General features: G+C 38.7%; 26 protein-coding genes. 10 read left to right on the top strand and 16 right to left on the bottom strand.

All coding sequences use genetic code 11. The features are described from left to right. Positions 1-265: 265 nt before the first annotated feature. From P0077_RS09040 to P0077_RS09050, 3 genes are read right to left on the bottom strand one after another with little or no spacing between them, the layout of a single operon-like run. Entirely contained in the window at positions 266-646 is a 381-nt protein-coding gene (locus P0077_RS09040; RefSeq protein WP_276168827.1) for a VOC family protein, read from the bottom strand. Beyond that, positions 643-2331: a single-stranded-DNA-specific exonuclease RecJ gene (recJ, locus tag P0077_RS09045; RefSeq protein WP_276168828.1), complete on the bottom strand. Its 1689-nt coding sequence runs from the start codon at positions 2329-2331 to the stop codon at positions 643-645. Before recJ ends, P0077_RS09040 begins: the two co-directional genes overlap by 4 nt. A gap of 56 nt (positions 2332-2387) precedes the next feature. Beyond that, positions 2388-2816, bottom strand: coding sequence for an OsmC family protein (locus P0077_RS09050; RefSeq protein WP_194531104.1), 429 nt, complete (start codon positions 2814-2816; stop codon positions 2388-2390). Between the two features lie 203 nt (positions 2817-3019). Between P0077_RS09050 and P0077_RS09055 the strand changes: the two genes are divergently transcribed. After that, complete coding sequence (locus tag P0077_RS09055) at positions 3020-3865, top strand: class I SAM-dependent methyltransferase (protein ID WP_276168831.1); 846 nt, start codon at positions 3020-3022, stop codon at positions 3863-3865. 2 nt (positions 3866-3867) lie between these two features. Here the strand turns inward: P0077_RS09055 and P0077_RS09060 are convergent, their stop codons facing one another. The 5 genes from P0077_RS09060 to P0077_RS09080 form a co-directional block, all read right to left on the bottom strand. Then, complete coding sequence (locus P0077_RS09060) at positions 3868-4443, bottom strand: uracil-DNA glycosylase family protein (protein ID WP_276168832.1); 576 nt, start codon at positions 4441-4443, stop codon at positions 3868-3870. Between the two features lie 6 nt (positions 4444-4449). Continuing rightward, entirely contained in the window at positions 4450-4794 is a 345-nt protein-coding gene (locus P0077_RS09065) for a HopJ type III effector protein (RefSeq protein ID WP_276168834.1), read from the bottom strand. Positions 4795-4799: 5 nt separating this feature from the next. Beyond that, positions 4800-5471 (bottom strand): 16S rRNA (cytidine(1402)-2'-O)-methyltransferase, encoded by a 672-nt coding sequence (rsmI, locus tag P0077_RS09070; RefSeq protein ID WP_276168836.1) that lies wholly within the window; start codon positions 5469-5471, stop codon positions 4800-4802. A 5-nt stretch (positions 5472-5476) separates the two neighbouring features. Then, a complete protein-coding gene (locus P0077_RS09075) occupies positions 5477-5833 on the bottom strand; it encodes a DoxX family protein (RefSeq protein ID WP_276168838.1) in 357 nt (118 codons plus the stop codon). Positions 5834-5948: 115 nt separating this feature from the next. Then, complete coding sequence (locus P0077_RS09080) at positions 5949-6659, bottom strand: DUF8457 domain-containing protein (protein WP_276168839.1); 711 nt, start codon at positions 6657-6659, stop codon at positions 5949-5951. 167 nt (positions 6660-6826) lie between these two features. Here P0077_RS09080 and P0077_RS09085 point away from each other — a divergent pair, with 167 nt between their 5' ends. The 7 genes from P0077_RS09085 (at position 6827) to arfB (ending at position 13961) form a co-directional block, all read left to right on the top strand. After that, positions 6827-7480: a thymidine kinase gene (locus tag P0077_RS09085; protein ID WP_276168840.1), complete on the top strand. Its 654-nt coding sequence runs from the start codon at positions 6827-6829 to the stop codon at positions 7478-7480. After that, on the top strand, positions 7464-8576 hold the full coding sequence (gene alr, locus P0077_RS09090) for an alanine racemase (RefSeq protein WP_276168841.1): 1113 nt from the start codon (positions 7464-7466) through the stop codon (positions 8574-8576). The genes P0077_RS09085 and alr overlap by 17 nt, the downstream gene beginning before the upstream one ends. 95 nt (positions 8577-8671) lie before the next feature. Continuing rightward, complete coding sequence (gene mscL, locus P0077_RS09095; RefSeq protein ID WP_276168843.1) at positions 8672-9076, top strand: large conductance mechanosensitive channel protein MscL; 405 nt, start codon at positions 8672-8674, stop codon at positions 9074-9076. Between the two features lie 207 nt (positions 9077-9283). Then, on the top strand, positions 9284-10273 hold the full coding sequence (locus tag P0077_RS09100; protein ID WP_276168846.1) for an aspartate-semialdehyde dehydrogenase: 990 nt from the start codon (positions 9284-9286) through the stop codon (positions 10271-10273). A 98-nt stretch (positions 10274-10371) separates the two neighbouring features. Continuing rightward, entirely contained in the window at positions 10372-12501 is a 2130-nt protein-coding gene (locus P0077_RS09105) for a prolyl oligopeptidase family serine peptidase (protein ID WP_276168848.1), read from the top strand. Between the two features lie 71 nt (positions 12502-12572). Beyond that, complete coding sequence (locus tag P0077_RS09110; protein ID WP_276168849.1) at positions 12573-13553, top strand: ABC transporter ATP-binding protein; 981 nt, start codon at positions 12573-12575, stop codon at positions 13551-13553. A 3-nt stretch (positions 13554-13556) separates the two neighbouring features. Further along, positions 13557-13961 (top strand): alternative ribosome rescue aminoacyl-tRNA hydrolase ArfB, encoded by a 405-nt coding sequence (arfB, locus tag P0077_RS09115; RefSeq protein ID WP_276168851.1) that lies wholly within the window; start codon positions 13557-13559, stop codon positions 13959-13961. A 65-nt stretch (positions 13962-14026) separates the two neighbouring features. Here the strand turns inward: arfB and P0077_RS09120 are convergent, their stop codons facing one another. The 3 genes from P0077_RS09120 to dinB all read right to left on the bottom strand — a co-directional run bounded on the left by P0077_RS09120 (position 14027) and on the right by dinB (position 18733). Further along, positions 14027-16501 (bottom strand): TonB-dependent receptor, encoded by a 2475-nt coding sequence (locus P0077_RS09120; RefSeq protein WP_276168853.1) that lies wholly within the window; start codon positions 16499-16501, stop codon positions 14027-14029. 75 nt (positions 16502-16576) lie between these two features. Next, a complete protein-coding gene (locus P0077_RS09125; RefSeq protein WP_276168856.1) occupies positions 16577-17398 on the bottom strand; it encodes an AraC family transcriptional regulator in 822 nt (273 codons plus the stop codon). A 234-nt stretch (positions 17399-17632) separates the two neighbouring features. Continuing rightward, complete coding sequence (dinB, locus tag P0077_RS09130; protein ID WP_276168858.1) at positions 17633-18733, bottom strand: DNA polymerase IV; 1101 nt, start codon at positions 18731-18733, stop codon at positions 17633-17635. A gap of 28 nt (positions 18734-18761) precedes the next feature. Here dinB and P0077_RS09135 point away from each other — a divergent pair, with 28 nt between their 5' ends. Beyond that, on the top strand, positions 18762-19436 hold the full coding sequence (locus P0077_RS09135; protein ID WP_276168860.1) for an NAD-dependent epimerase/dehydratase family protein: 675 nt from the start codon (positions 18762-18764) through the stop codon (positions 19434-19436). Continuing rightward, positions 19429-19896: a CYTH domain-containing protein gene (locus P0077_RS09140; RefSeq protein WP_276168861.1), complete on the top strand. Its 468-nt coding sequence runs from the start codon at positions 19429-19431 to the stop codon at positions 19894-19896. Before P0077_RS09135 ends, P0077_RS09140 begins: the two co-directional genes overlap by 8 nt. 1 nt (position 19897) lies before the next feature. On the opposite strand, the gene P0077_RS09145 is transcribed toward P0077_RS09140, so the two are convergent. The 5 genes from P0077_RS09145 to P0077_RS09165 form a co-directional block, all read right to left on the bottom strand. After that, on the bottom strand, positions 19898-20506 hold the full coding sequence (locus P0077_RS09145) for a TetR/AcrR family transcriptional regulator (protein WP_276168862.1): 609 nt from the start codon (positions 20504-20506) through the stop codon (positions 19898-19900). Between the two features lie 14 nt (positions 20507-20520). Beyond that, a complete protein-coding gene (locus P0077_RS09150; RefSeq protein ID WP_276168863.1) occupies positions 20521-21924 on the bottom strand; it encodes a TolC family protein in 1404 nt (467 codons plus the stop codon). Positions 21925-21931: 7 nt separating this feature from the next. Beyond that, on the bottom strand, positions 21932-25081 hold the full coding sequence (locus P0077_RS09155) for an efflux RND transporter permease subunit (RefSeq protein ID WP_276168864.1): 3150 nt from the start codon (positions 25079-25081) through the stop codon (positions 21932-21934). A 37-nt stretch (positions 25082-25118) separates the two neighbouring features. Continuing rightward, the gene (locus P0077_RS09160; RefSeq protein ID WP_276168865.1) at positions 25119-26207 is read right to left on the bottom strand and encodes an efflux RND transporter periplasmic adaptor subunit; all 1089 of its coding nucleotides are present in this window, start codon (positions 26205-26207) and stop codon (positions 25119-25121) included. Between the two features lie 82 nt (positions 26208-26289). Further along, the gene (locus P0077_RS09165) at positions 26290-26769 is read right to left on the bottom strand and encodes a GbsR/MarR family transcriptional regulator (RefSeq protein ID WP_276168866.1); all 480 of its coding nucleotides are present in this window, start codon (positions 26767-26769) and stop codon (positions 26290-26292) included. Positions 26770-26866 lie beyond the last annotated feature (97 nt).

Raw genomic sequence — 26866 nt, forward strand, 5'->3', positions numbered from 1 at the left:
AAAGCTTTAATTTTATATTGGGCCCTATTTACTTAAACAAACCGGGTAGTCTGTTATTTTAAGCTTTGGATTTAAGGTATATTGGGACTTTATCGATAATCGGTTGTTTTTTATGTGGGAAAAGTGATGATTAAATAGCGCTTGGATTAAATAAAAACCATAACCGACCGTATAGTTTGTAGCGTGTTTTTGGATAAACGTAGAAAAGAATGGAAAACGAATTGGCTAAAATCCATTTCTATTGCAAATAGGATGAAGAAAATCGTTAAACGGTAATCTCTATTCGGTTGCCTTCCGGATCAAGTATGACGCTTTCATAATACCCGTCTCCTGTTGTTCTAGGTTCGCCCGCAACTTGAAATCCATCTGTTCTCAGTTGTTCGGTGAGGGAATCTACTTTTTCTTTCGTGCCTATAGAAATAGCGATATGGGCGTAGCCTAAATGTTCGCCATTTGCGATGTTTTTAACTTCAGGTTTGTGCATCAATTCCAATCGTGTTCCTTCACTAAAACTAAGAAAATAAGAGGTGAAATTTTTAGTTGGGTTGTGATGGCGTTCTCCTGCAATAGCATCAAAATAATTCTCGTAAAATTGACGCATGGTTTCAAGGTCGGATACCCAAATGGCGAGATGTTCTATTTTCATTGTATGTCTTTCAATTTCATTTGTAAGTTGATGTTGCCTTGCCATTCATTTTCATCCAAAGAAAAAACAGCATTGAAAGGCTGTCTGTTAGCTACAAGAGAAAGTTTATCACCCATATTAAAACCGATTCCGCCAATAGGGCCAATGCCATTTTGTGTAGCTGCAAGTTTCAAATGGGCCTCATCTTCACCTACTCCTTTTGCATAACCCGTATCTTTCAGGTTTTCGGCCATAAATACCGGAGTCATATTTCCAGGGCCAAAAGGTGCGAACTGTTTAATGATCCGCATAAGTTTTGGGGTAATATTTTTAAAATCTATTAGAGTATCTACTGAAATCTCAGGGGTAAGAAGATTTGGATCTATGGTTTCAGAAACTATTTTTTCAAATTGAGTCTTGAAATTCTCAAACTGTTCTTCAAGCATGGTAAGACCTGCGGCATATTTATGCCCGCCAAACTGCTCAATACATTCCGAACATCCCATCAGGGCATTATAAACATCAAAACCTTTTACAGAGCGAGCCGAAGCTGCTAGTTTATTACCACTTTTGGTAAATACCAGTGTTGGACGGTAGTACGTTTCGGTAAGTCGGGAAGCCACAATACCGATAACACCTTTGTGCCAGGAATCTTTGTAGACCACGGAAGTAAAACGTTCTTCCTCTTTGTTTTGTAGAATTTGGTCCAACGCTTCTTGGGTAATTTCCTTATCCAATCCGCGACGGTCTAGGTTGAATTGCTCAATCTGACTTGCAAATATTTCCGCTTGTGATAAGTCGGTTTCGGTGAGGAGGTTTACAGCGTGCTGTCCATGTTCCATACGACCGGCGGCATTTATCCGAGGAGCAATTATAAAAACCACATCGGTTATGGTGAGCACGGACTTCTTAATCTGGTTGATAATTGCTTTAAACCCCATTCTAGGGTTGGTATTGATAACTTGAAGCCCAAAATAGGCGAGCACTCGGTTTTCCCCAGTAATGGGTACAATATCGGCACCAATAGCTGTTGCGACTAAATCTAAATAAAGTAGGAGATCATCAATAGTCTGTCCTTGTCTAGAACCTAAAGCTTGAATAAGTTTAAAACCAACTCCGCAACCACAAAGTTCATCATAAGGGTAACTACAATCCTCTCGTTTAGGGTCAAGAACCGCAATGGCATCCGGGAGTTGGTTACCAGGTCTGTGGTGGTCGCAAATAACAAAATCAATGCCTTTTTCTTTGGCGTAGGCAACCTTATCAATAGCCTTTACACCACAGTCTAACGCTATTATCAATGAAAAACCATTGTCTTCCGCAAAATCTATTCCCTTAAAAGAAACACCATACCCTTCGGTATATCTATCGGGAATATAGGTGGCTACATTCGGGTAATAACTCAGTAAATAAGAAGAAACCAAGGCTACGGATGTTGTTCCGTCTACATCATAATCACCATAAACAAGAATATTTTCGTTGTTGGATATGGCCTTTTCAATGCGTTCTACGGCTAATTGCATATCCTTCATTAAAAAGGGATCGTGCAGATGACTTAATTCAGGTCTAAAAAAACGCTTGGCCTCATCATAGGTAGATATGCCGCGTTGCAATAGCAATTGAGCCACTAAATCATCTACCTTAAGTGCTTTGGCCAATTGGTCAATAGCCTCTTGTTCAGGTTTAGGTTTAATGGTCCAGCGCATAGGGTTCGTATGAAATCTTTAACTTGAATTTAGGTCTTGAACTTTAACTTTAAAACTTACTCTTTATGAAAAATAGTCTTGATTTCCAATTTAGCAAACTGCCTGAACATTTCCATAACTCCACAGTATTTCTCTACGGATAGGTCTACCGCTCTTTGCAATTTTTTTTCAGCTAGATTGTTTCCGTGAAAATGATATTCGATAGTTACGGCATCATAAAATTTTGGATGCTCATCAGTAAGGTTAGCAATGGTTTCAATGTGAAAATCATCTACCTCTAATTTCATTTTTTTAATAAGAGCAGCCACATCAAGACCAGAACAGCCTGCCAGTCCGGATAACATTAAAGCTTTTGGGCGCAATCCTTTTCCTTCACCGCCATCATCTGGGCCGGCATCTATGTTTAACGTTAGGCCAGATGGGTTGGTGCTTTCGAATTGCATGTTACCCAGCCATTTAGTTGTAATATGATTTGTAGTAGCCATAATTTTTATGTTTCTTGTAGGAATCAAAAATACGATTAATTGATAGATTTTAAGCTTGTATTCTATCTTGTCTTTTAAAAAGAGGGAAAACCAATAAGTCGTAATTCTCCCCAAAAAATAACGCGCTGTAGTTGTATAGTGCAATTGAAAAAGCACGCATTACACATAGAGATAATAAATGTTTCAAGTCTAAAAATTTGGTTATGAATTGTCCCCTTTGTGCTTCGGAATCAAAATTTGTTTTTAAAATAAATGGTTTTGATATACACGACTGTGTGTCTTGCGATCATCGGTTCGCCAATATTAAAACAGACGAAAAGCATGTTGATAAGACTTATGATGATTCTTATTTTAATGATGGAGGTGCCGGTTACTCGGATTATTTATTGGAATCCGATTTGCTTTACGAACGTGGTAAGCGGTATGCAAAACAAATGGAACATATTATCGGTAAAAAGGGAAGGGTGTTAGATGTTGGGGCAGCGGCAGGATGCATTTTAAAAGGTTATGTTGATGAAGGTTGGAACGGCGTAGGAATAGAACCTAACCGGCAAATGGCACAATACGGCCGAAAACAATATAACTTGAAAATTGAGCAAGGTGCGTTTGAAAATTTCAGGCCCCAAGATAAGTTTGACCTTATTTCGATGATACAAGTAGTTCCTCACTTTTATGAACAACACAAAGCATTTTTGAATGCTTCCAAGGTGTTAAAAGACGATGGTTTTTTACTTATAGAATCTTGGAATAGGCAAAGTATTTCTGCTAAAATCTTTGGGAAGAACTGGCATGAATATGCGCCTCCAAGTGTTTTGCACTGGTATTCTTTGGAAGGGCTAACAGTTTTCTTAAAAAACTTTGGGTTTGAGCGCGTTTCTCACGGAAGGCCATCAAAAAAAATCTCAGGGAGACACATTAAGTCGCTACTCGAATACAAATTAGGAAAGAATTTTATGTTGAATATGATTCCTGAGAAGGTTAAATTTCCATACCCATCTGAAGATTTGTTTTGGGCTTTGTTCCGTAAAAAAGCGTCGTTAAAAAATTAAGATTAAGTCGCAAGAATTTTTGCAACTTCGGTTTGTAATGTGGGAACCACTTCAGTTTCAAACCAAGGATTTTTTGACATCCAAAACCGATTTACCGGAGAAGGGTGAGGCAAAGGAAAATACTTCGGTAAAAATTCGTGGTAATTAGCAACGTTTGCAGTCAGATTTCGTTTAGATAGGTCTTTTAGATATCTATCTTGTGCGTATTTACCTATTACAAGAATGAGTTTCACTTCTTTTAGCTGTTTCCAGAACAGGTCGTGCCAAAGAGGTGCACATTCTTTACGAGGAGGCAAATCGCCCGTTTTACCTTTTCCCGGAAAACAGAATCCCATTGGTAAGACCGCAAAATTATTGGGATTATAAAATTGTTCGTCGGTAACGCCTAACCACTCCCTAAGCTTTCTTCCGCTAGGGTCGTCCCAAGCTTTATTATGGTCATGGGCTTTTTTACCAGGAGCTTGGCTTACAAGTATAATTTTGGACTTACTGGTGCCGGCAACAATAGGTTTTGGGCCTAAAGGGAGATGCTCACTACAAACTTGACACGAACGTATTTCGGAAAGTAGCTTTTGCATGTTAGCTTATTTCTTTTTTAAAGGAGCTTGGACGAAGGATAGCCCGTCAAAACCCGTTTTCATAAAATTTCGGATGTTTTGGTGTCCCGTTCCATCTGGGTCTTTCAGTACATCTTCAAAATAATAATTCCCAAAACAAGCTAAAGTCTCTTCTTTGCTAAAACCTTGGTCTTTTGCAAAGGCAAACAGCTTGCATGAACCTGAGTTTTGTCCTTCAGCGTTCTCTAGGTTTCCGTTGGTGAAAGCCGTTGGTTCAAAGCTGTAGTTTTCTTCTATGACAGCCATAGTCTCGGTGAATTCTATTCCTTTTGGGTTGGCTTGTAGCTTTTGTTTAAAATCTTTCAATGTCATTTATATTATTTTTTTCCTGCAACAATAATTACTATTTCGCCCTTTGGAGGTTTCTCGGTAAAGTGCAGTACTAATTCTTCCGCTGTTCCCCTAATTGTTTCTTCGTAGAGTTTGGTAAGCTCCCGTGAAACGGAAACTTGTCTGTCCGCACCAAAATATTCAGCAAATTGCCCTAAAGTCTTCATCAATTTATAAGGCGATTCATAAAAAATAATGGTTCTGGTTTCTTCCGCCAGTAATTTTAGTCGCGTTTGTCGGCCTTTTTTTGGAGGAAGAAATCCTTCAAAAACAAATTTGTCGTTAGGCAGGCCACTGTTGACCAAAGCAGGTACAAATGCGGTAGCACCGGGAAGGCAGTCTACCTCTATGTTTTTTTCAACACAAGCTCGGGTCAATAAAAACCCGGGATCCGATATGGCGGGTGTGCCTGCATCGGAAATCAATGCAATAGTTTCACCGGCCTGCAAGCGCTTTACCAAAGCATCTACTGTTTTGTGTTCGTTATGCATATGGTGGCTTTGCATTTGAGTAGTGATTTCAAAATGCTGAAGTAGCTTTCCGCTGGTACGTGTGTCTTCCGCTAAAATACAATCTACTTCTTTTAAAACACGAATGGCCCGTAAGGTCATATCCTCTAGGTTGCCAATAGGTGTTGGTACCAAATATAATTTTCCCATAAAATTTAAGGTCGTAGCTCCCTGTCTACAAAATAAGCGATCAAGGTGGCTATAAGTGCAACAAAGGCGAACAAGTAATCTTGGCCGTCCGTAATGTAATGTGCAAAGAACGCTAAAAGTGTATCAAAAAAGAAACCTGCATAGGCCCATTCTTTTAACCAAGATGAGAAATTGGTCCATACCGCTATAAGACCCAATATTTTGGCTATTGCCAAGGGGTAAATAAGGTAGGTAGGGTAGCCAAGATGTTCAAAAAATCCGGCAATCATTTCGTAGTTGGTGAAATAATTGTAAACGGAGAATAGTATTATTGCGGTCAAAACCCCAAGGGCTGACCAGTAAATTCGTTTTTGAGTTTTCATGGCGGGGCAATTTTTACCCTAAAATAAAGGTTTAGCTTTAATACTTGGCTAATTTTTCACCAAAAAAACCCTTTACGTATCGCAAAGGACTTCATTTTTATGGATAAATGGCTTATTATGAAAATTTACGCTCAATAAATTGCATAAATCGCTCCGCGTATTCTTCTTTTCCAGCCCAATTATTGTAATCTGGCTTTACCATATTTTCTATAAATGATATGGAACGCTCCTCACTATCGATTGTGTTTAATTGTGAAAGTACGCGGTTGTAATCTTCCATGCTACCATTAAAAAGATGCTTTACAAAAGCTAGCCTGTTGTTAAGGTCAACCTTAAGCTCTTTGTTGGATATTTTGTCGTTTAAAGACTTAGGATCTACTTCCTTTGAAGGCGTTACACCATTAGATTTTGGTACCACCGGTTGTTGAGGTTCAAAAAGCTCTTTGTCATTTTTCATGTAATCCGGTTGGGACAAGAACTCTTTTAAAACTTCATCCACATGTTCTTCGTGACTTGGCATTTCGGAAATAAAACCTTTTATCGTATCCATGCCGGGTGTAATTATGTCTTCTTCATGCGGGTTGCTCTCGGGCACAGAAGAATTTTCATTTAAAACGGCATTGGCCATCGCTTCAAATTTACTGGCGATTACGTTTTTGGAAACGTCTATTTCTATATCGTGTAATTTTTCTTCTATGAATTTGAGAACGGCTAATTTTTCATAAAGATTTTTGGCAGCCTCGTACATTTCGCTAATATCCGCATCGCGAGCAGTAATAATATCAGTAGATAATTTTCGTAACTCTTCTTTTAGTTTTTTCTTCATCTGACAATTTTTTCTAATTCTACTGGGTTGGGGTAAAAATGGTATCTCTATCTTTGCTAACTTTAAAATCTGAACTTTGGTGGAATGTTTTAATGAAAATGACGGTTCCACTTTAGTTCTGCAATATTAAGAACGAAAAACCCCATATTTTCGTCTAAAATTACAAAATGTTTCTCGAAAATACTGTTAATCATAAAGAACAATTCGGTTGGATAGAAGTCATCTGCGGTTCTATGTTCTCGGGCAAGACCGAAGAGTTAATCCGTAGATTAAAGCGTGCTCAATTCGCCAAACAAAAGGTAGAAATCTTTAAACCGATGGTAGATGTTCGGTATGACGAGAACATGGTTGTATCCCACGATGCCAATGAAATACGTTCTACGCCTGTGCCTGCTGCCGCCAATATTAGAATTCTAGGCGACACCTGTGATGTTATAGGAATTGATGAAGCACAATTTTTTGATGATGAGATCGTAACGGTTTGTAATGATTTGGCCAACAAAGGGGTACGTGTTGTTGTAGCGGGATTGGATATGGATTTTAAGGGAAATCCGTTTGGGCCAATGCCGGCATTAATGGCCACCGCAGAATATGTAACCAAGGTCCACGCTATATGTACACGCACGGGAAATCTAGCTCACTATAGCCATAGAAAATCCAGTAATGATAATCTGGTTTTATTGGGTGAGACGGAAGAATATGAGCCGTTGAGCCGTGGTGCTTACTATAAGGCAAGATTAAAGGAAAAAGTAAAGCACTTAGATGTAAAGGGTGAGGAAATAACTACTAATGATAAGAAAGCGGATGGCGAAAGCAAGTGAGACCGTTCTAGAAATTGACCTTTTGGCCTTAGAACATAATTACAGGTTTTTAAAATCAAGAATAAAGCAAACCACTAAATTCCTGGGAGTCGTAAAGGCATTTGCCTATGGTAGTGATTCAGTGGCTATTGCTAGAAAGTTAGAGGTTTTAGGTGCAGATTATCTTGCTGTTGCCTATGTTAGTGAAGGGGTGGTGTTGCGACAAGCAGGAATTAAGTTGCCAATTTTAGTGTTGCATCCGCTACCTGTGAGTTTTGATAATTTAGTGACCTATGATCTGGAGCCTAATATCTATTCGATTAAAATATTGAAAGATTTTCTGCAAGTCGCTCAAGAAAGGGGACTCAACCAATATCCTATACATCTAAAATTCAATACCGGGCTCAATAGATTAGGTTTTACAGAGAATGAGGTTGAGACTTTGGCGGAAATGCTTAAGGGACAAAATCAAGTTAAGGTCGTTTCTCTTTTTTCACATTTGGCAGCATCTGAGGATTTGAACGAGCGCGAGTTTACGGAAAACCAAATTGCAAGGTTCGAAGGTATTGTGAATGCACTTGTAAAACATCTGAAGCATAAGCCTATGCTGCATTTATTGAATACGTCAGGTATTATAAACTATGCGGCCCAATCTCAATATGATATGGTACGTAGTGGTATAGGGCTTTATGGTTTTGGTAATGAAGCTGCTATAGACGCTCAGCTTAAACCGGTAGCAACTTTAAAGACGGTTATTTCTCAGATTCATACCATTATAAAGGGGCAGAGCATAGGGTACAACATGGCCTATAGGGCACAAGAAGATATTGTAACAGCTACCTTGCCTGTTGGGCATGCAGATGGTATTGGTAGACAGTATGGTAATGGTAAAGCCTATGTGACAATTAACGGGCAAAAGGCACCAATTATTGGGAATGTGTGTATGGATATGATTATGGTGAACATTACAGGAATAGATTGTAAAGAAGGTGATGAGGTTATTGTTTTTGGGAAAAGTCCTACTGCCGAAGCGTTTGCGAGTGGAGCCAAAACTATATCATATGAAATACTAACAGGTATATCGCAACGGGTAACACGCCTTGTGGTTGATAATTAAAACGTGACTCTAAATCTTAGAAGTAAGCCTTTTTTTGTTAATTTGCAATGCATTAAGTTGCGCTATAAATTAATTAACCATTAAAAACACTAATCATGTTAAAAGATTTTAGAAATTTTATTATGACCGGCAATGTCATTGAATTTGCTGTTGCAGTCATAATGGCCGGAGCCGTAGGCCTTGTAGTAAACGGATTTGTAAATGACATCGTTATGCCAGTTGTTGGTGAATTTACGGGTGGAGTGGATTTTGCCAATTTGAAGCACATACTTACTCCAGCCTCAGGTGTAGAAGGAGAACCAGGTTACGTAGCTGAAAATGCTATCCGTTACGGTGCATGGATCAATACAATTGTAAACTTATTGATCGTTGGTTTCGTTATGTTCCTTATTGTGAAGGCTTATGCTAAAGCAAAAGGCCCAGAGCCAGAACCAGCTCCAACAGGTCCATCTCAAGAAGATTTATTAGGTGAAATTAGAGATTTGCTTAAAAAGCAATAAATAATATAGGTACTCTAAAAGGAGTGCCACCGCTGCACTGCAGTTTAATCTTAAAGCCGTCATTGAAGTTCGCTACTTCTTTGACGGTTCTTTTTTTATTGAAATGTTATATTTAAAACAATTTGTTAAATAATGATTATACGAATTTAAAATGCTTGTCCAGTCAATAGGGTTGCACTACATTTGTGCTTCTAAAATTAATTAAAGATGAAAGTAGCCGTTGTAGGTGCCACCGGTATGGTTGGCGAGGTGATGCTTAAGGTGTTGAGTGAACGTAACTTCCCCGTTACAGAGTTGCTGTTGGTAGCTTCTGAGCGTTCGGTAGGTAAAAAACTCTCATACAAAGACAAAGAATATACAATTATTGGTTTGGCCGATGCTGTTGCAGCAAAGCCAGAGATTGCCATATTTTCTGCTGGAGGAGATACTTCATTGGAATGGGCGCCTAAATTTGCAGAGGCTGGTACTACAGTTATAGATAACTCTTCTGCATGGCGGATGGACCCGACCAAGAAATTGGTGGTTCCTGAAATCAATGCAGGTGAATTAACTAAAGAAGACAAGATTATAGCCAATCCTAATTGTTCTACAATTCAATTGGTAATGGCTTTAGCTCCATTGCATGAAAAGTACAAGATGAAGCGGGTGGTTATTTCAACATACCAATCGGTATCAGGAACTGGGGTTAAGGCGGTGCGCCAGTTAGAAAATGAAATAGCGGGTATAGAAGGTGAAATGGCCTATCCTTATCCTATTGGTAGAAATGCATTACCACATTGTGATGTTTTCTTGGAGAACGGGTATACGAAAGAAGAGATGAAATTGGCTCGTGAGCCACAAAAGATTTTAGATGACCGTAGCTTTTCTATCAGTGCTACCGCTGTACGTATTCCAACGGCAGGAGGACATTCAGAATCAGTAAATGTGGAGTTTCACAATGATTTTGATTTGAACGATGTTCGAGGTTTGTTGAATGAAACTTCAGGTGTTACCGTACAGGATAACCCGGATACGAATACCTACCCAATGCCAATTTATGCGCATGATAAAGATGAAGTTTTCGTAGGACGTATTCGTAGGGACGAGTCGCAACGTAATACGCTAAATATGTGGATTGTTGCGGATAACTTGCGCAAAGGTGCTGCTACAAATGCGGTGCAAATTGCTGAGTATCTAGTAGAAAACCACTTGGTATAAAAGTTAAGACCTTTCTAAATTTTTAGTTAAAACCTATGCTGGGCACTGCCGGCATAGGTTTTTTTATGGTACTTTTGGCGAATTTCAATCGCTACATCATGAAGAAATACCTTGTATTGTTTTCATTGGCTTCGGCTACTTTGGCTGGTCAGGCATTACCTAAAACAGAGACTATTATTGTGAAATATCCTAAGACACATAAATCAGAAACCGTTGACACTTATTTTGGAACTCCCGTAGCGGACCCGTACCGCTGGTTAGAAGATGATATGAGTGATGAAACGGGTGCTTGGGTAAAGGCTCAGAATGAGGTTACTTTTAAGTACTTGGAAAAAATTCCGTTCCGTGAGGCGTTAAAGCAGCGTTTGGAAAAACTGTGGAATTACGAAAAGTTAGGTTCTCCTTTTAAAGAAGGAGACTATACTTATTTCTATAAAAACGATGGTTTGCAGAACCAGTATGTCATATACAGAAAAAAAGGGGAAGGTAAAGAAGAAACGTTTTTGGATCCTAATACGTTTTCAGAAGATGGTACTACCTCCCTTGCGGGATTAAGTTTTACAAAAGATGGCTCACTTGCTGCATATTTAATATCCGAAGGCGGTAGTGATTGGCGTAAGGCCATTGTAATCAAGGCCGATACCAAACAAATTGTTGAAGACACGCTTACCGATATAAAATTCAGCGGCATTTCCTGGAAAGGAAATGAAGGTTTCTATTACTCTAGTTATGACAAACCGGAGGGTAGTGAGCTTTCTGCAAAGACCGATCAGCACAAGGTTTATTACCACAAATTAGGTACTTCTCAAAAAGAAGACCAATTGGTATATGGGGGAACTGAAACAGAAAAACATAGGTATATAGGGGCTTCTGTTTCCGAAGACCAACGTTACCTTCAGATTTCTGCGGCAGTTTCCACTTCAGGGAATAAACTTTTTATAAAGGACCTTTCAAACGAAAACAGTCCATTGGTGCCCATAGTGGAGGATACGGATTCTGACAATTACATTATAGAGAATATAGGTTCTAAACTTTATATTGTAACCAATAGAAATGCTCCCAATAAGAAAATTGTAACGGTAGATGCCGAAAACCCGAGCGAAGAAAATTGGGTGGATTTTATTCCTGAGACAGAAAATGTATTGACTGTTGGTACCGGTGGTGGTTATTTCTTTGCGGAATATATGGTGGATGCCATTAGTAAAGTGCTCCAATACGATTATGAAGGAAATTTAATCCGTGAAGTAAAGCTTCCAGGTGTGGGTACTGCTTCCGGTTTTGGTGGTAAGAAAGAAAATAAGGAGTTTTATTTTTCCTTTACCAATTATACCATTCCAGGTTCATCTTATAAATACAATGTTGAGACAGGCGAATATACATCGTATTGGACGCCAAACATCGATTTTAATTCTGATGAATACGAATCTAACCAGGTGTTTTATACCTCTAAGGATGGTACAAAGGTGCCTATGATCATTACACATAAAAAGGGATTGAAACTAAACGGTAAAAACCCGACTATTTTATATGGTTATGGAGGGTTCAATATCAGCTTAACTCCTGCTTTTAGTATAGCAAATGCTGTATGGTTAGAGCAAGGAGGTATCTATGCCGTGCCTAATTTAAGGGGTGGCGGTGAGTATGGTAAAAAATGGCATGATGCGGGCACAAAAATGCAAAAGCAGAATGTTTTTGATGACTTTATCGCCGCAGGGGAATATTTGATTGAAAACAACTATACTTCATCTGAATATCTTGCTATTCGAGGAGGAAGTAACGGTGGATTATTAGTGGGGGCTACAATGACGCAAAGACCAGATCTAATGAAGGTAGCATTGCCTGCAGTTGGCGTTTTGGATATGTTACGTTACCATACATTTACCGCGGGTGCAGGATGGGCATATGATTACGGTACGTCCGAAGATAGTAAAGAAATGTTTGAATACTTAAAAGGATATTCACCCGTTCATACTATTAAGAAGGGAGTGGAGTACCCTGCTACTTTGGTTACTACCGGAGATCATGATGATCGCGTGGTGCCTGCGCATAGTTTTAAGTTCGCAGCTGATCTGCAGGCCAAACAAACCGGAAATAACCCTACCTTGATTAGAATCGAGACAAATGCGGGTCATGGAGCAGGTACGCCCGTAAGTAAGACCATTGAACAGTATGCTGATATTTTTGCGTTTACACTGTATAATATGGGTTTTGAAGCTCTTTCTAATTAAATAGGAATTGAAGAACACAAGTGTAATACCGATTGGACTTTTTGGTCCTCTGGTTTTTTGAATATGAATATATGTTACAAGTAGATCATGTTTCTTTTGGCTATGAAGATGGTACTCCCGTTTTGGAAAATATCAACTTAAAAGTCGCTAAAGGGGAACATGTGTCCATTATAGGTGAAAGTGGATGCGGTAAAAGCACACTTCTTAAAATTATATACGGACTCTTACATATTGAGGTGGGTGAGGTATATTGGAACGAAACTCAAGTTTTGGGGCCACAGCATAATCTTGTGCCGGGTGAACCGTACATGAAATACCTTTCTCAAGATTTTGATTTGATGCCTTTTACTACGGTAGAAGAGAACATCAGTCAATTTTTATCGGTTTTTGAACCTGAGGAGATGGAAGAACGTACCTACGAGCTTCTTGAAATGATAGAAATGACCAAGTTTGCCAAAACTAAGGTGAAATTGCTTAGTCGTGGCCAACAGCAGCGCGTGGCATTGGCAAGGGTCTTGGCTCAGGAACCTAAAGTGCTCTTATTGGACGAGCCTTTTAGCAATATTGATAATTTTAGAAAGAATAGTTTACGGCGTAACCTTTTCGGTTATTTAAAACGCCAAAAAATTACCGTACTTACGGCTACGCATGACCATATGGATATGCTTCCGTTTGCGGATAGGGTGGTTGTACTTAAAAATCGGTTTATTATTGCTAAGGACAGCCCTAAAAACCTGTATGAGCATCCTAAGGATCTATATGTGGCATCTCTCTTCGGCGAAGCCAATAAAATTCCCATAAATATTGTAAAATCATACGCAGATACCAAAAGACGTATTATAGTATATGCACACGAATTTAAGGTTTCCGGGAAATCTGGTCTGGAGTGCGTGGTCAAGGGAGCGTACTATATGGGAAGCCATTTTATGATCGTAGGTGTTTATGAAGGTGAGGATATTTATTTTCATCACGATAAACCTTTGGAGGTCGGAAAAGTGATTTTTCTAAATATAGCGCTGGAGACCATTAACCAGCGTATGTCAGATTCCTAAAACATGAATAAGGACCAATTACTTCAAGAACTGAATTTTAAAGCTGTGAGGAGTAGTGGGGCGGGCGGTCAGCATGTTAATAAAGTATCGACTAAAATAGAACTTAGTTTTTCCGTTGAAAACTCTTCCGGACTTACCGAGGTTGAGAAATCACGCATTCAGAGAAAAATAGGAAAGAGACTTACCAAAGAGGGTATCTTACAGATGCAATGCGATGAAAGTAGGAGTCAGCACAAAAATAAGGAACTAGCCATATCCAGGTTTTTTAATCTTATTGAAGAAGCTCTTAAAGTTCGTAAAAAGCGTAGAAAAACAAAACCTTCTAGATCTTCTATAGAAAAACGGCTAAAGCACAAAAAGAACAACGCCCAGAAAAAGGCAAATAGAGGAAAGCCCCGAATAGACTAGCTGTCATTGGGGCTTTCTCTTTTAGGCTCTCGCCTACTACTCAACTAAACATCAACTATGAAAAACTAAAATTCTTGTTTCCCGAATTCACTATCGATGAATTTAGATTTGTTTTTGTTCTGATTGAAATTGTACGACAGGTTAAGTAACACCATATCTACCTCATAAATGTAATTTGTTGTGGTGTAAAATTCCCCTTCACGATATGTGGTAATTCGTTGTTCGTTGGTATCCAATAATCCTAAATCTATATTCTGCCATTGCAAGGTTGCCGTCAAACGATTGTCTAGAAATGACTTTTTAAAGGTTAGATTAGGCGAATAGAAACGAGAATCTTCTCCTTGTGCCGTAATTCTTTCCGATAGATAGTTGAAAGTCAATTGCAACGAAGCGGTCTCCGAAAAATCGTAGGTACTGTTCGCATTAATAGAGTAGACAAAAGAGCTGCTATCTACATCCCTACCATCATATTCCCCATCAATAGCATAATTGTAAAGATTGGCGCCAATGAAATTGGACCAGTTATTAGTGGGTTTTAATTGCGTTCCTATTTCCACACCTATGGATTTTGCCTTACCTACATTGGAGTAGATACGATTTAGAATAGTATCGTTATAGACGGTATTTACCCTATTTACCAAGTTTTTGGTATCGCGGTAATAAGCGGTGGCAAAAAGGGAATTACCATTGCCAAAGTTTTTACTAAGCCCTACTTCTAACAAGTCTATGAATTCTGGTTTAAGGGTTGGGTCACCTTGCTCTAAAGTTTCGGAGTGCTCACGTTCAGGAAAAGGATTCATTTTAAAAGTAGCCGTTCTTTCTACCCTTTTACTATAAGCCGCTTTTAATTTTGTATTGTTTTCAAAGGTATATTGTACGGATGCGGATGGAAACGGTTTTACGTAATCGTAAGAGTATGTAGTATCGATTAGACCTTGCTTGTCTCTCAGGTCAAGTTCACGGTCCATTGCTTCAATACGAACCCCAGCGGCGTACTCCCATTTGTCTTTGGCACCGGTTAGTTGTGCATAGCCGGAATGAATACTTCTTTTCAGATCAACTTCACTCGAAAATTCAGGAACAAGTTCAAAAGCGCCACCAGTAGTATCATCTTTTCGCTCGTAAACAAAATCACCCGTATGGTCTAAGTTTCGGAATTGGTAACCTGTTTCAAGCTGACCTATAGCAAAAGGCTTCCAAGCATAATCTAATGATAAGCGAACACCATTTAAAGGATTGTCGTTTGTGTTATATTCCTGCTGGTAGATAATACTCCTATCAGGTTCACCTAAATTATCACTCTCGGTAGGGCCACCTAATAGCGTGTATTCATATAAGAATGAGGTAGATAGTTTTGATGTGTTCTCAAAAATATGGGAATAGTCAAAGCTTCCAAGGATGAAATCACTTTTTCTAGTTCTTAAATTGTGGTTATAGTACTGAAAAGTATAATCTCGGTCTCCGCCATCGGCAGGGGTAATACTATGGTTGTCATAATATACAATATCCGCTAAACGGTCTTTTTCTCTTTTCCCCCCGTAAAAACCTAATGAATAGGCATTTTTCTCGTCCGGAGCATAATCTACCGTAAAGCGACCACTATAATTTGTTTCATCAAAACTACGCTCTCCGGTTGACGGAAATTGGGTGCGGGTATCGTCAATAATAGTATAAACATCACCTTCTCGCCTTCCACCAAGGTCGTTACGTTGGTAGCTGGCACCCATAGAAATATTCCAATCTCCTTGGCGAATGTTATAGGTAGCATCTGCGCCGTAGCGTTGGTGAGCCTCATCATTACCGTACGTTTCAAAAGAAGGCAATCCTCCTTTGATATTTACTTGTGCAAACGTGCCATCTGCAGCACCTTTTTTAGTGATGATATTCATTATGCCCGCTTTCCCTTCAGGGTCATATTTTGCAGAGGGAGCGGTAATAACTTCAACACGTTCTATGGCATTGGCAGGAAGCTGGTTCAATAGATTGGAAGCATTCCCCTGCACCGGATTTCCATTAAGCAAAACAACGAAACCTGTACTTCCACGAACACTTATTTCTCCTTGACCATCAACACTGACCGAGGGTATATTTTTAACAATATCCGTGGCACTCCCGCCAAGGCTATTCTGAAATTTTTTAGTGTCAAAAACTTGGCGATCAATTTTATTGATAACCGTAGCACGTTCTCCTTTAATTACAACCTCTTCAAGTTGGGTGCCACCAATAGAAAGGGCTATTGTGCCCAGATCTACTGCTTTTCTGTTTTGTACTGTAATGTCCCTAACGGTTTTGGTTTCAAAACCGATAAAAGATGCTTCTAGGTAGTAGGTCCCGTTTTTAACGTCTTCAATGGTGAAGAATCCGTTTAGGTCTGTAATGACTCCGGTAACCAATTCACCGTTTTCTTGATTAAAGATGGCGGCAGTTGCATATTCCAGTGGATAATCATTGTCTGCATCAGTTATTTTTCCTGAAATCTGGGCAGATGTAACTATCGGGATTAGTGCAAATAATACTAATAATGCGCGATAAAACTTCATGTTCAATAGGTTTGGTATTAATTAGGTGTCGAAATTACCCTTAACCCCTATTGAATTATGGTCTGTTTGAAAAAGTTAAGGTACGATCGCTACTTTTTTAAATTGTAATGGCGTTTGACCTTCATGACGCTTAAAATATTTGACAAAATGAGAAACATCGGTAAAGTCAAATTTGTATGCAATTTCGGTAACGGAAAGGTCGGTGTAAAGTAAAAGGCGTTTTGTTTCCTTCAATATATGGTCGGCAATCACAGTAGAAGCCGTTTTCTCATGTTTTCGTTTGCAAAGTGCATTTAGGTTCTGGGCGGTAGTATTCAGTTTTTCGGCATAATAAGCTACATCGTTTTTAAGCTTGCGCGCTAATAGCTCATCAAAACGCTCCTCTAAATTATTGGTAGATACGGTTTCATCAACCTTTACGTAGGTCAATATTTTAGAGAATAAGGCTTTGAGTACACCTTCTACCAAAATATCCCTACCGGCGCAATTTTCTTTTATTTCTTTTGATGCGATTTCAAAAAGGGATTGAATACTCGGGTCTGGCTCCGGATGGATAACCCGCATGTTCGTTAACTGCTTTAATTGAAGGTTGATGTGTTTATCTAATGTTTTTTCTAGAAATCCTTCTTTAATTATAATAACGAACCCTTCTGGTATGGTGTCTATTTCCCAATGGTGGACTTCATCTTTCTTAATAATAAAAATAACGGGTGGCGTTATGGGATAACCTGTTTCATCCATATAGTGCATACCGCTACCTGCACTAAAAAAGACCAGCTCCATGTACTTGTTGTGCCTATGCGGTTTGGTGTACCGCTTATTAACATCAAATGGTTCGATCTTAATATCTGCCAAAGCAGAAATTTTAGTGTAGGTTCTAATTTTAGTTCGTATCAACTGGACAGGCTTTTAACTGAATACTCGTATGAAAAAACGTCAATTTGAAATGCACTTTTTTCATAGTGCAAATGACGCCTAAGCTAGATATAAAGATAGTGGATTAAAGCGGAGGGAGTTGGCTTAGAAAGGTGTTGAAAGGCCAAAAATTCTAACACAAACTATCTAAATTGTAGCACTCTTGTGTAAACATTTAAAATCTTGTTAATTTTTTACGAAAAAAAGATGAATTTCTTAAAACTCAAACTTTAACTGTACCGAGACTGTTTCCTTGTTTATATCTTTCTGTTTTTTCTCCGTATTGAGATTTGCCAAGGAAATACCCAACAAGCGAACCGAGTTCTGTAATTTTTCTTGATACAAAAGTTCTTTGGCCGTTTCTAAAATTAATCCTTTAGAAGAGATGAAATAATTCAGGGTCTTACTACGTGTGTTTAGTGTAAAATCACTGTATTTAATTTTTAAAGTCACGGTTTTGCCGGCTATATTTGCTTTTTTGAGGCGTTTTTCAAGTTCTTCGGCAATATGCTCAAGTCGTTCTAGCATGAAGACCTCACTACTCAGGTTTTCATTAAAGGTACGTTCCGCACCAACGGATTTTGGAATGCGGTGCGGTTTAACCTCGCTTGTGTGAATACCACGGACCACATGGTAATAATAGCTTCCGCTCTTGCCAAAATTTTCTTCTAGGAATTCCTCTGTTTTTAATTTCAAATCCCTGCCGGTAAAAATACCCAATCTGTACATTTTCTCGGCTATAACCTTCCCTACACCATAAAATTTTCTGATTTCAAGCTCTTCCAAAAACTCTAATACTTCTTCTGGGTTTACTGTTTTCTGCCCATTGGGTTTATTAATGTCGCTGGCAACTTTGGCGATGAACTTATTAATTGAAATTCCAGCAGATGCATTAAGTCCAGTAGTATCAAATATTTTTTGGCGTATCTCTTTTGCCATTAATGAAGCAGAGGGATTTCCTTTTTTGTTTACGGTAACATCCAGATAGGCTTCATCTAGGGAAAGGGGTTCTACCAGATCCGTATATTCATGAAAAATGCCGCGTATAATTTTGGATATTTCCTTATAACGTTCAAAGCGTGCTTTTACAAAAATGAGTTCAGGGCAGTTGCGTTGTGCCACTACACTACTCATTGCACTGCGAACACCAAATTTTCTGGCTTCGTAACTGGCTGCCGCTACTACACCTCTTTTTGAGCTTCCGCCAACGGCAATGGGCTTTCCGCGTAAATCTGGATTGTCCAACTGCTCTACAGATGCATAGAAGGCATCCATATCCACATGAATAATTTTTCGCAATGGAAAATCGTTTGGCATACTGCAAAATTAGTTTATATTTAGTTGGATGGAAACACAAAAAAAGACAGCGATTATTCTTGGGGCAACCGGTCTTACCGGAGGCATTTTGCTACAACTTTTACTTGAGGATGACCGCTACGAGAAAATTAAATTGTTCTCACGCTCCAGCGTTGGATCATCCCATGAAAAGATAGAAGAACATTTAGGGGATTTAATGAAGTTAGAGCAATTTAAATCTGATTTTACGGGTGATGAGGTCTTTTGTTGTATTGGTACTACAAAGTCAAAAACACCCAATAAAGAAGTGTACCGGAATATAGACTATGGTATTCCCGTAGCCGCTGCCAAGCTATCCGCTAAACATGCCATTTCATCTTTTTTAGTTATTTCTTCTATGGGGGCGAATGCTAAAAGTAGCGTCTTTTATAATCGTGTAAAAGGCGAAATGGAAGCAGCGGTGCAAAAGGAACATTTAGGGAAGACCTATATGTTTAGACCATCGTTGATTGGCGGCAAACGCGAAGAAAAGCGGGCAGGCGAATGGCTATTTAAACAGTTAATGAAAGTAGTGAATCTGGTCTTAGCGGGGCCGCTTCAAAAATTCCGCTCAATACAACCAGAAACGATAGCAACCGCTATGGTTAAGGTTGCCAACGACGGCTTTGAGTCGCATATTATAGAATCCGACACCATAAAGAAAATAGCAGCATCAAGTGATTGAGATTGAACGTAAATTCTTGGTTACGTCAGTAGCGTATCAAGAGCAGGCAACTTTAAAAGAACGGATTGTTCAAGGTTTTTTAAATACGGATAAAGAGCGTACCGTGCGTGTGCGTATAAAAGGGGAGCTGGGTTTTTTGACCGTAAAAGGAAAATCTAATGATGCGGGAACCGTCCGATTTGAATGGGAGAAGAAAATTTCCGTTTCCGATGCCGAGCAACTATTGCTGATTTGCGAGCCTGGAATTATAGATAAAGTACGCTACAATGTGCCGATAGGCAGTCACATTTACGAAATAGATGAATTTCATGGTGATAATGAAGGTCTCGTTGTTGCGGAAGTAGAGCTACAATCTGAAAACCAAAACTTTAAAAAACCATTGTGGTTGGGAGAAGAAGTAACGGGCATTGTAAAATATTACAATTCACAATTGAGCAAGCACCCATATAAACTATGGTAATCTAGGAAAGAAAAAAAGCATCGTTTTTGTCCAAATAGCTTTTTGTGGCAATACCCCTAATATTATTTATGATAAGGTGGTTCAGAAGCTCTTCTAGAGTGAAATCCTTATAAAAATTGTTGGGTGCGGCATGAAGAATATCTTCCATTCGGTTATAATAGAGCTCATAGGTCAGTTTTATATTCACATCTTTTCGGATATGACCTTTTTGTTGAGCACTGTGCAACAAGTCTTTTACAAGAACCGAAACTTCATTTTCCCTGAAATCGCTAAACATTTTATAAACTTCGGGATAGTACTTTTTTAAACTGCGTAAAAAGGTAGGATTAAAACTTTTAAGGGTATCCAATCCTATTCTATATATTGAAATAACCGCTAGAATAGGATCGGATTTCTCCTTCTCTACACACTCATAAATGTTAGACCTTAATTTGGTAAGAAAAGCGGCCAGACTTTCTTTTATGATTTGTTCTTTGCCCGTAAAGTTCTTGTATATCGTTTTCTTAGATATGCCAAGTTCGTGGGCCAAATCATCAATAGTAAAGCGCTTGCTTCCAAATTTCAAGAATTTAGAAAGGGCAAATTCTAAAAATTGGTCTTTGTTTATCATGTGTCAGCAAATGTTTAGTGCCATCCGCCACCAAGGGAACGATATAGTTCTACTTTGGCAGATAATTGATCAAACTTGTTATTGACCAAATTAAGTTCTGCATTCAGTGAGTTTTCCCTTGCGGTCAAAAGGTCCAAATAGGTTAAGTATCCGCTGTTTAATAATTCTTCAGAGTTTGTTTCCGCTCTTTTTAGTGCAACCACTTGTTTGGTTACATACGCTTCTTTTTCTACAGAGATATCGTAATCATATAAAGCTTCCGACACTTCCGTACCTGCGGTTAAAAGTGCTTTTTTAAAGCTTAATAAGGATTGTTCTTGTTCTGCTTGCGCCACTTCATAGGCCGTTCTTATTTTTCTACCGTTGAAAATAGGCTGTGTAAGTCCACCAACTAAATTGGCAAAAATAGAACTAGAGTCTATCCAGTTATCTATCTCCAAACTTTGTAAGCCACCTTGTGCCGAAAGGGTAATAGATGGGTAAAAGTTACTTCTTGCAACGTTGGTCAATTCAAAACTATTGACCAAGTCGTATTCAGCTTGCATAATATCCGGTCTGTTGCGCAACAATAGGGCCGGAACACCAAGTTGCAGTTCATTGGTTAAGGATTGCTCATCCAAAGAACCACGTGCGTAGGATTGTGGCTGTTCACTCAAAAGAAGACTTAAAGTATTCTCTGTCTGGTATAGTGTATTCTTAAGGTCTAATAACTGACTTTGAGCACTATACAGTTGAGCCGCTGTCTGGTCAACTCCCACTTGGTTTGCTTGTCCCGCTTCTTTTAAAGCAGAAATGGTTTCTAGACTTTTGGAACGGTTTTCTATGGTTTCTTCCGTTACCGAAATCTGTTTGTCCAAGGCTAAAATTTGATAATAGGTTGTGGCTATTTGTGCCACCAAACTAGTTTTTACAGCTTTATGGGCCGCTACGGTTTGTAGGTAACTTGCGTCACTAGCGCGTTTACTACTTCTAATTTTTCCCCAAATATCAGCTTCCCAAGAAACGGTACCCGACATTTCAAATTGATTGTAAGGCTGAGTAAAAAGAGCACCAAACTGTCCGTTTTCACTATTTTTTGCTGTTCTTGTAGCGCTTGCTGCACCATTTAAAGTTGGCAGGTAACCTGCTTTCCCTTGTTTTACATATGCCTCTGCTGCCGCAATGCTCTGTAAGGCAATGCGAATGTCAAGGTTGTTTTCCAACCCTCTTTGAATATAGGTCTTCAAATGAGAGTCGGTAAACAAGTCTTTGTAAGAAACCGATGCAAAAGAAACACTGTCCTGAGGTAGGTTATCGGTTCTATATAGATTTTCGGTTTCGACCTCTGGCCGCTCATAATTTTTTGCTACAAAACAAGACTGCAGCAAGAGCGGAAACAGGGCCACCAATATGAATTTATTTGTTATAATAGTTTTCATGATTTCTCTAGTTCTTTGGTTCTTCAATTACTTCTTGTTGTGGAGCACCGGTTATACGCTCTTGAATGGTCTGGAAAATGACATATAATGCCGGTATGACGAATACACCAAATATGGTACCTATCAACATACCCCCAACAGCACTCATACCAATAGATTGGTTACCCACGGCTCCAATACCTGATGATAATGCAAGTGGCATTAAACCAAGAATAAAAGCAAATGATGTCATTAATATAGGTCTAAGTCTTGCTTTTGCACCATCAATAGCAGAATCCATAATAGACATACCGTGCTTTCTACGCTGCAATGCAAACTCTACAATCAGAATGGCATTTTTAGAGAGGAGACCAATAAGCATGATCAGGGCAATCTGGAAATAGATGTTGTTTTCAAGACCTGCCATACTAACGAACCCAATAGCACCTGCAATACCAACCGGTAGAGATAGTAATATTGATAATGGCAATATGTAAGATTCATACTGTGCACTTAATAAGAAGTATACAAACACCAAACTCAACATAAATATGATAATAGTTTGGCTACCCGCACTATTTTCTTCTTTTGTTAAACCAGAATACTCATAGGTGTAATTGTTAGGTAGCACCTCTGCAGTTACTTCTTCAATAGCTTTAATAGCATCACCAGTAGAATAACCGGGGTTCATGGCTCCGTTAATTTTAACGGAACTCAATAAGTTAAATCTACTTACGACTTCAGGGCCGTATATCTTCTTTAATGATACAAATTGAGATACGGCAACAGACTCACCATTGGCATTCGTTACAAAAATATGATTCAATGAATTTTCATCTGCTCTATCCTCAGGTTTTGCTTGGATCATTACACGGTATTGCTTACCAAACTTGTTAAAGTCTGTTGTGTACAACCCTCCGTAGTATCCTTGCATAGCGTTAAAGACATCCGTCACTGCTAGACCTGCCATTTTTGTTTTCTCAGCATCTACTTCTAACTCATATTGAGGGAAATTAGCGTTGAAGTTCGTAATGGCGTATTGTACCTCTGGTCTAGCATTTATGGCAGCTAAAAATTCGTTAGTTACCTTATTTACCGTCTGCCAGTCATCTGCATCTTTACTTTGCAAATTCATTTCAAAACCGGTGGAGTTACCAAAACCACGCACACTTGGCGGAGTAAAGAAGAATATTTTGGCATCTTTGAGTCCTGCTGTTTTTGCGAACAAGCTGCCTACAACTTCTTGAACAGATTCTCCTTCTCCTGTACGTTCACTCCAATCTTTTAGACGAAGTACTGAGAAACCATAAGAACCACCGTTTACACTATTCAAAATACTGAAACCGGTAATGTTCATCCTAGCTTCTATAATATCCATAGATTGATAAATAGAATCTAATTTTTTCACGGTCTTCTGAGTCTGCTCTAAAGTAGTTCCAGGAGGCATGGTAACATCAGCAAATACAATTGCTTTATCTTCATTTGGAATAAATCCGGTAGGCGTTGATTGGAACAACAGGTATGCTACTACTCCAAAAACTGCAATAGACCCCCATGTTAACCATTTTCTTTTGGCTATGAATTTTACGGAACCCACATATTTATCGGTTACGGCGTCAAAACCAGTGTTGAAAGCAGAAAAGAAACGTTTTGTAATTCCTTTTTTATGCTCTTCCGATGGGTTATGGGGCTTCAATAAAAGTGCTGCCAAAGCTGGACTCAAGGTTAATGCATTCACCGCAGAAATAAGAATTGCAATGGCCAGCGTTATACCAAATTGTTGGTAGAAGACACCAGATGAACCACTAATAAAGGACACCGGAATAAATACGGCAGACATTACCAAGGTAATAGAGATAATGGCACCTGATATTTCCGACATGGCAGATTTAGTGGCCGTTTTTGCATGGGTTGCACCTTCTTCCATTTTAGCATGCACCGCCTCTACTACCACAATGGCATCATCCACCACAATACCAATGGCGAGAATCATTGCAAATAGCGTTAACATGTTTATGGAGTATCCAAATAACGAGAGGAAGAAGAACGTACCGACAATTGCTACGGGAACAGCAATGGCTGGGATTAATGTTGACCTAAAATCCTGTAAGAATATAAATACCACTAAGAAAACCAACAAGAAGGCCTCAATTAATGTCTGTACCACGTGTTCTATGGAGGCACTTAAGAAATCTTTTGTGTTATAAGGGATTACGTAATCCAATCCTTTAGGGAAATCGGCTTCGCTTTCATCTAAAATGATTTGAATTTCATCAATAATGGCATTCGCATTGGAGCCGGAAGTTTGAAAAATACCAACAGCGGTACCGGGTTTACCCATACCTTCGTTTTTAGTACCATAATTAAAGGCGCCTAATTCAATTTCGGCAACATCTTTAAGACGTAAAAACTGTCCGTTTTCCTGAGCTCTAATAATAATATCTTCGTACTCGGCTTCTTCAGAAAGACGACCTTTGTACTTTAATACGTATTCGTAAACTCCATCTGCATTTTCACCAATTTTACCGGTTGCCGCCTCAAGGTTTTGTTCGCTAAGGGCTGCCTGTATGTCTGATGGCATAAGTTTATAGGCCGCCATCTTTTCTGGGTTTAGCCATATACGCATCGAATAATCTTTAGATCCGAAAACGGTAACGTTACCCACACCTTCAATACGTTGTAGCTTAGGTACTATGTTAATTCTAGCATAGTTTTCCACGAACGTTGCATCATACTCATCATTATCCGAGAATAATGAGAAAAACAGTAAAGCACTGGTCTGGGATTTTTGCGTAATTACACCAGTCTGTACAACCGTCTGCGGCAATACACTGTTAGCTCTCGCAACCCTATTCTGTACGTTTACCGCTGCAATATCTGGGTCCGTACCTAGTTTAAAAAATACATTTATTGTTGATGCACCGTCATTACTCGCGTTAGAGGTCATGTACAACATGTCTTCCACACCATTAATCTGTTCCTCTAACGGAATAACAACACTATTAAGTACCGTTTCTGCGTTTGCACCGGTATAGGTACTTGTAACTTGCACCGTAGGTGGTGCTATTTCTGGATATTCTTCAATAGGTAGAGTAGTCAAACCTAAGATACCTAGAATAACTATGATGATCGATATTACCGTAGAAAGTACGGGACGATCTATAAATTTTTGAAACATTGTTCTTTATTTATACGTTATGATGATTGACGGATGCTTATTTAGCCGGACTAATTGCCATTCCATCTTTTAGTTTAGACACTCCCTCTAGAACAATTGTGGTTCCTTCTTCAATTCCGTTTTTAGCAATAAAACCTTTTTGGGTAGTTGTGATAATATCTAAGGGCATAGTTGTAACCGTATTATCATCTTTTACTACATAAACCAGTTTTTTACCTTGTAGGTCTACCGTTGCGGACTGTGGTATTTCAAAAGCGTTTTTATAAACTGTAGGTATTTTTATTTTACCCGTACTGCCACTACTCAAAATATTGTTTTGATTGTTGAAATCTGCTCTTGCGGTAACACTACCTGTAGTGCTGTTTATAATAGTATTTATCATCGCAATCTTACCTGACTCAGGGTATTCTTCGCCGTTTATCATAATCAACTTTACTTCTGGTGCTTTCTCAAGATCCATAAGATTTTTGGTGTTCTTAGGCATGGATTCTTTTAGTTGCAGTAGCTCTTTTTCATTTAAGGAAAAATAAGCACGTACTTGGCTAACATCGGAAACCGTGGTTAACGGTTGGGCCATATTAGAGCTAACCAAGGCACCAATTTTGAATGGAATTTCACCAATAAAACCATCTACAGGACTGGTAATACGCGAGTAACCAATGTTTGAGGCAACACTTTCGTAATTAGCTTGTGCTTGAGCAAGTTGTGCTTTTGCAGTTTCTAATTGTACTTCACTGATAATATCTTTTTCTACTAAGGGTTTAAGTTTGTTAACTTCTACCTGAGCAACATTTACTGAAGCTTTTGCAGCATTTGCATCTTGGTTTAAGGTTTGGGTTTCCAGCTTAAAAAGAAGTTGTCCCTTTTTAATTTTTTGACCTTCTTCTACATATACTTCTTGTACAAACCCTGAAACTTTGGGCCAAATTTCTACGTTCTGTTTACCTTCTAAAGTGGTAGAGAATTCTTTATACACAGTAATATCCTGTGCTTTTAAATCACTCACTTCTAAACTGGGTGGCGGTGGGGCAGCAGCACCTTCTGCCGGTGATGATGGGGATGTTCCAAAACAGGAACTCAGTAAAAGTCCTGCGCTTAATACTCCTATAATTGATAGCTTTTTCATTTTTAGATGGATGTTATATTGTTGTTAAGGTTTTGTTAATTCTAAATGTTCGGTACAAAACGAACTAAATGTTTAAATTTTTTTAAAATAGTTTTCCTAAAGTCTCAATTGTTTTCTGATATGTCTTTTTGTTTTGATTCAGGCACTCTATATATACTTCTATTTTTTGCTTGTATTGTTCATATTTTTCTGGATTGTTTTCTTGGTCATAAGCGGCTACCTTTTGAATCATTTTTGACTCGTTACCGGCTTTTTTAAGAGCTTGTTCTAATTTTTTTATGAAGAAATCACTTTTATCTGCTATTTTAAAATATCTTCTTCTATCACCTGACTTAGTGAAGTAGGTAATCATGCCTAACTGTAGTAATAAGTTTAATGAGGTTGAAATTGAACTTTTGCTAGCACCTCTTTTTTCAAGACAATCTTCAAAAGTAAGTCCAAGTTCATCCGTTACTACAAGATTTGCAAAGATTCTAGCAGCTAATGGAGGAAGGCTATACTCTGTCTCAAAATGGACACCTAGCTCCTCTATTAACCTTTGTTTACGTTCTTCTTTATCCATTGTTCCAATTTTTGAAGGGACAAAGGTAGTGTTAGTTCGGTAGTAGACAAACTAAAAGAACTTAAATTTTGTTAAAACGAGTTAAAACTATGTTAGA

The sequence above is a fragment of the Zobellia alginiliquefaciens genome (assembly GCF_029323795.1).
GTDB classification, from domain to species: Bacteria; Bacteroidota; Bacteroidia; order Flavobacteriales; family Flavobacteriaceae; genus Zobellia; species Zobellia alginiliquefaciens.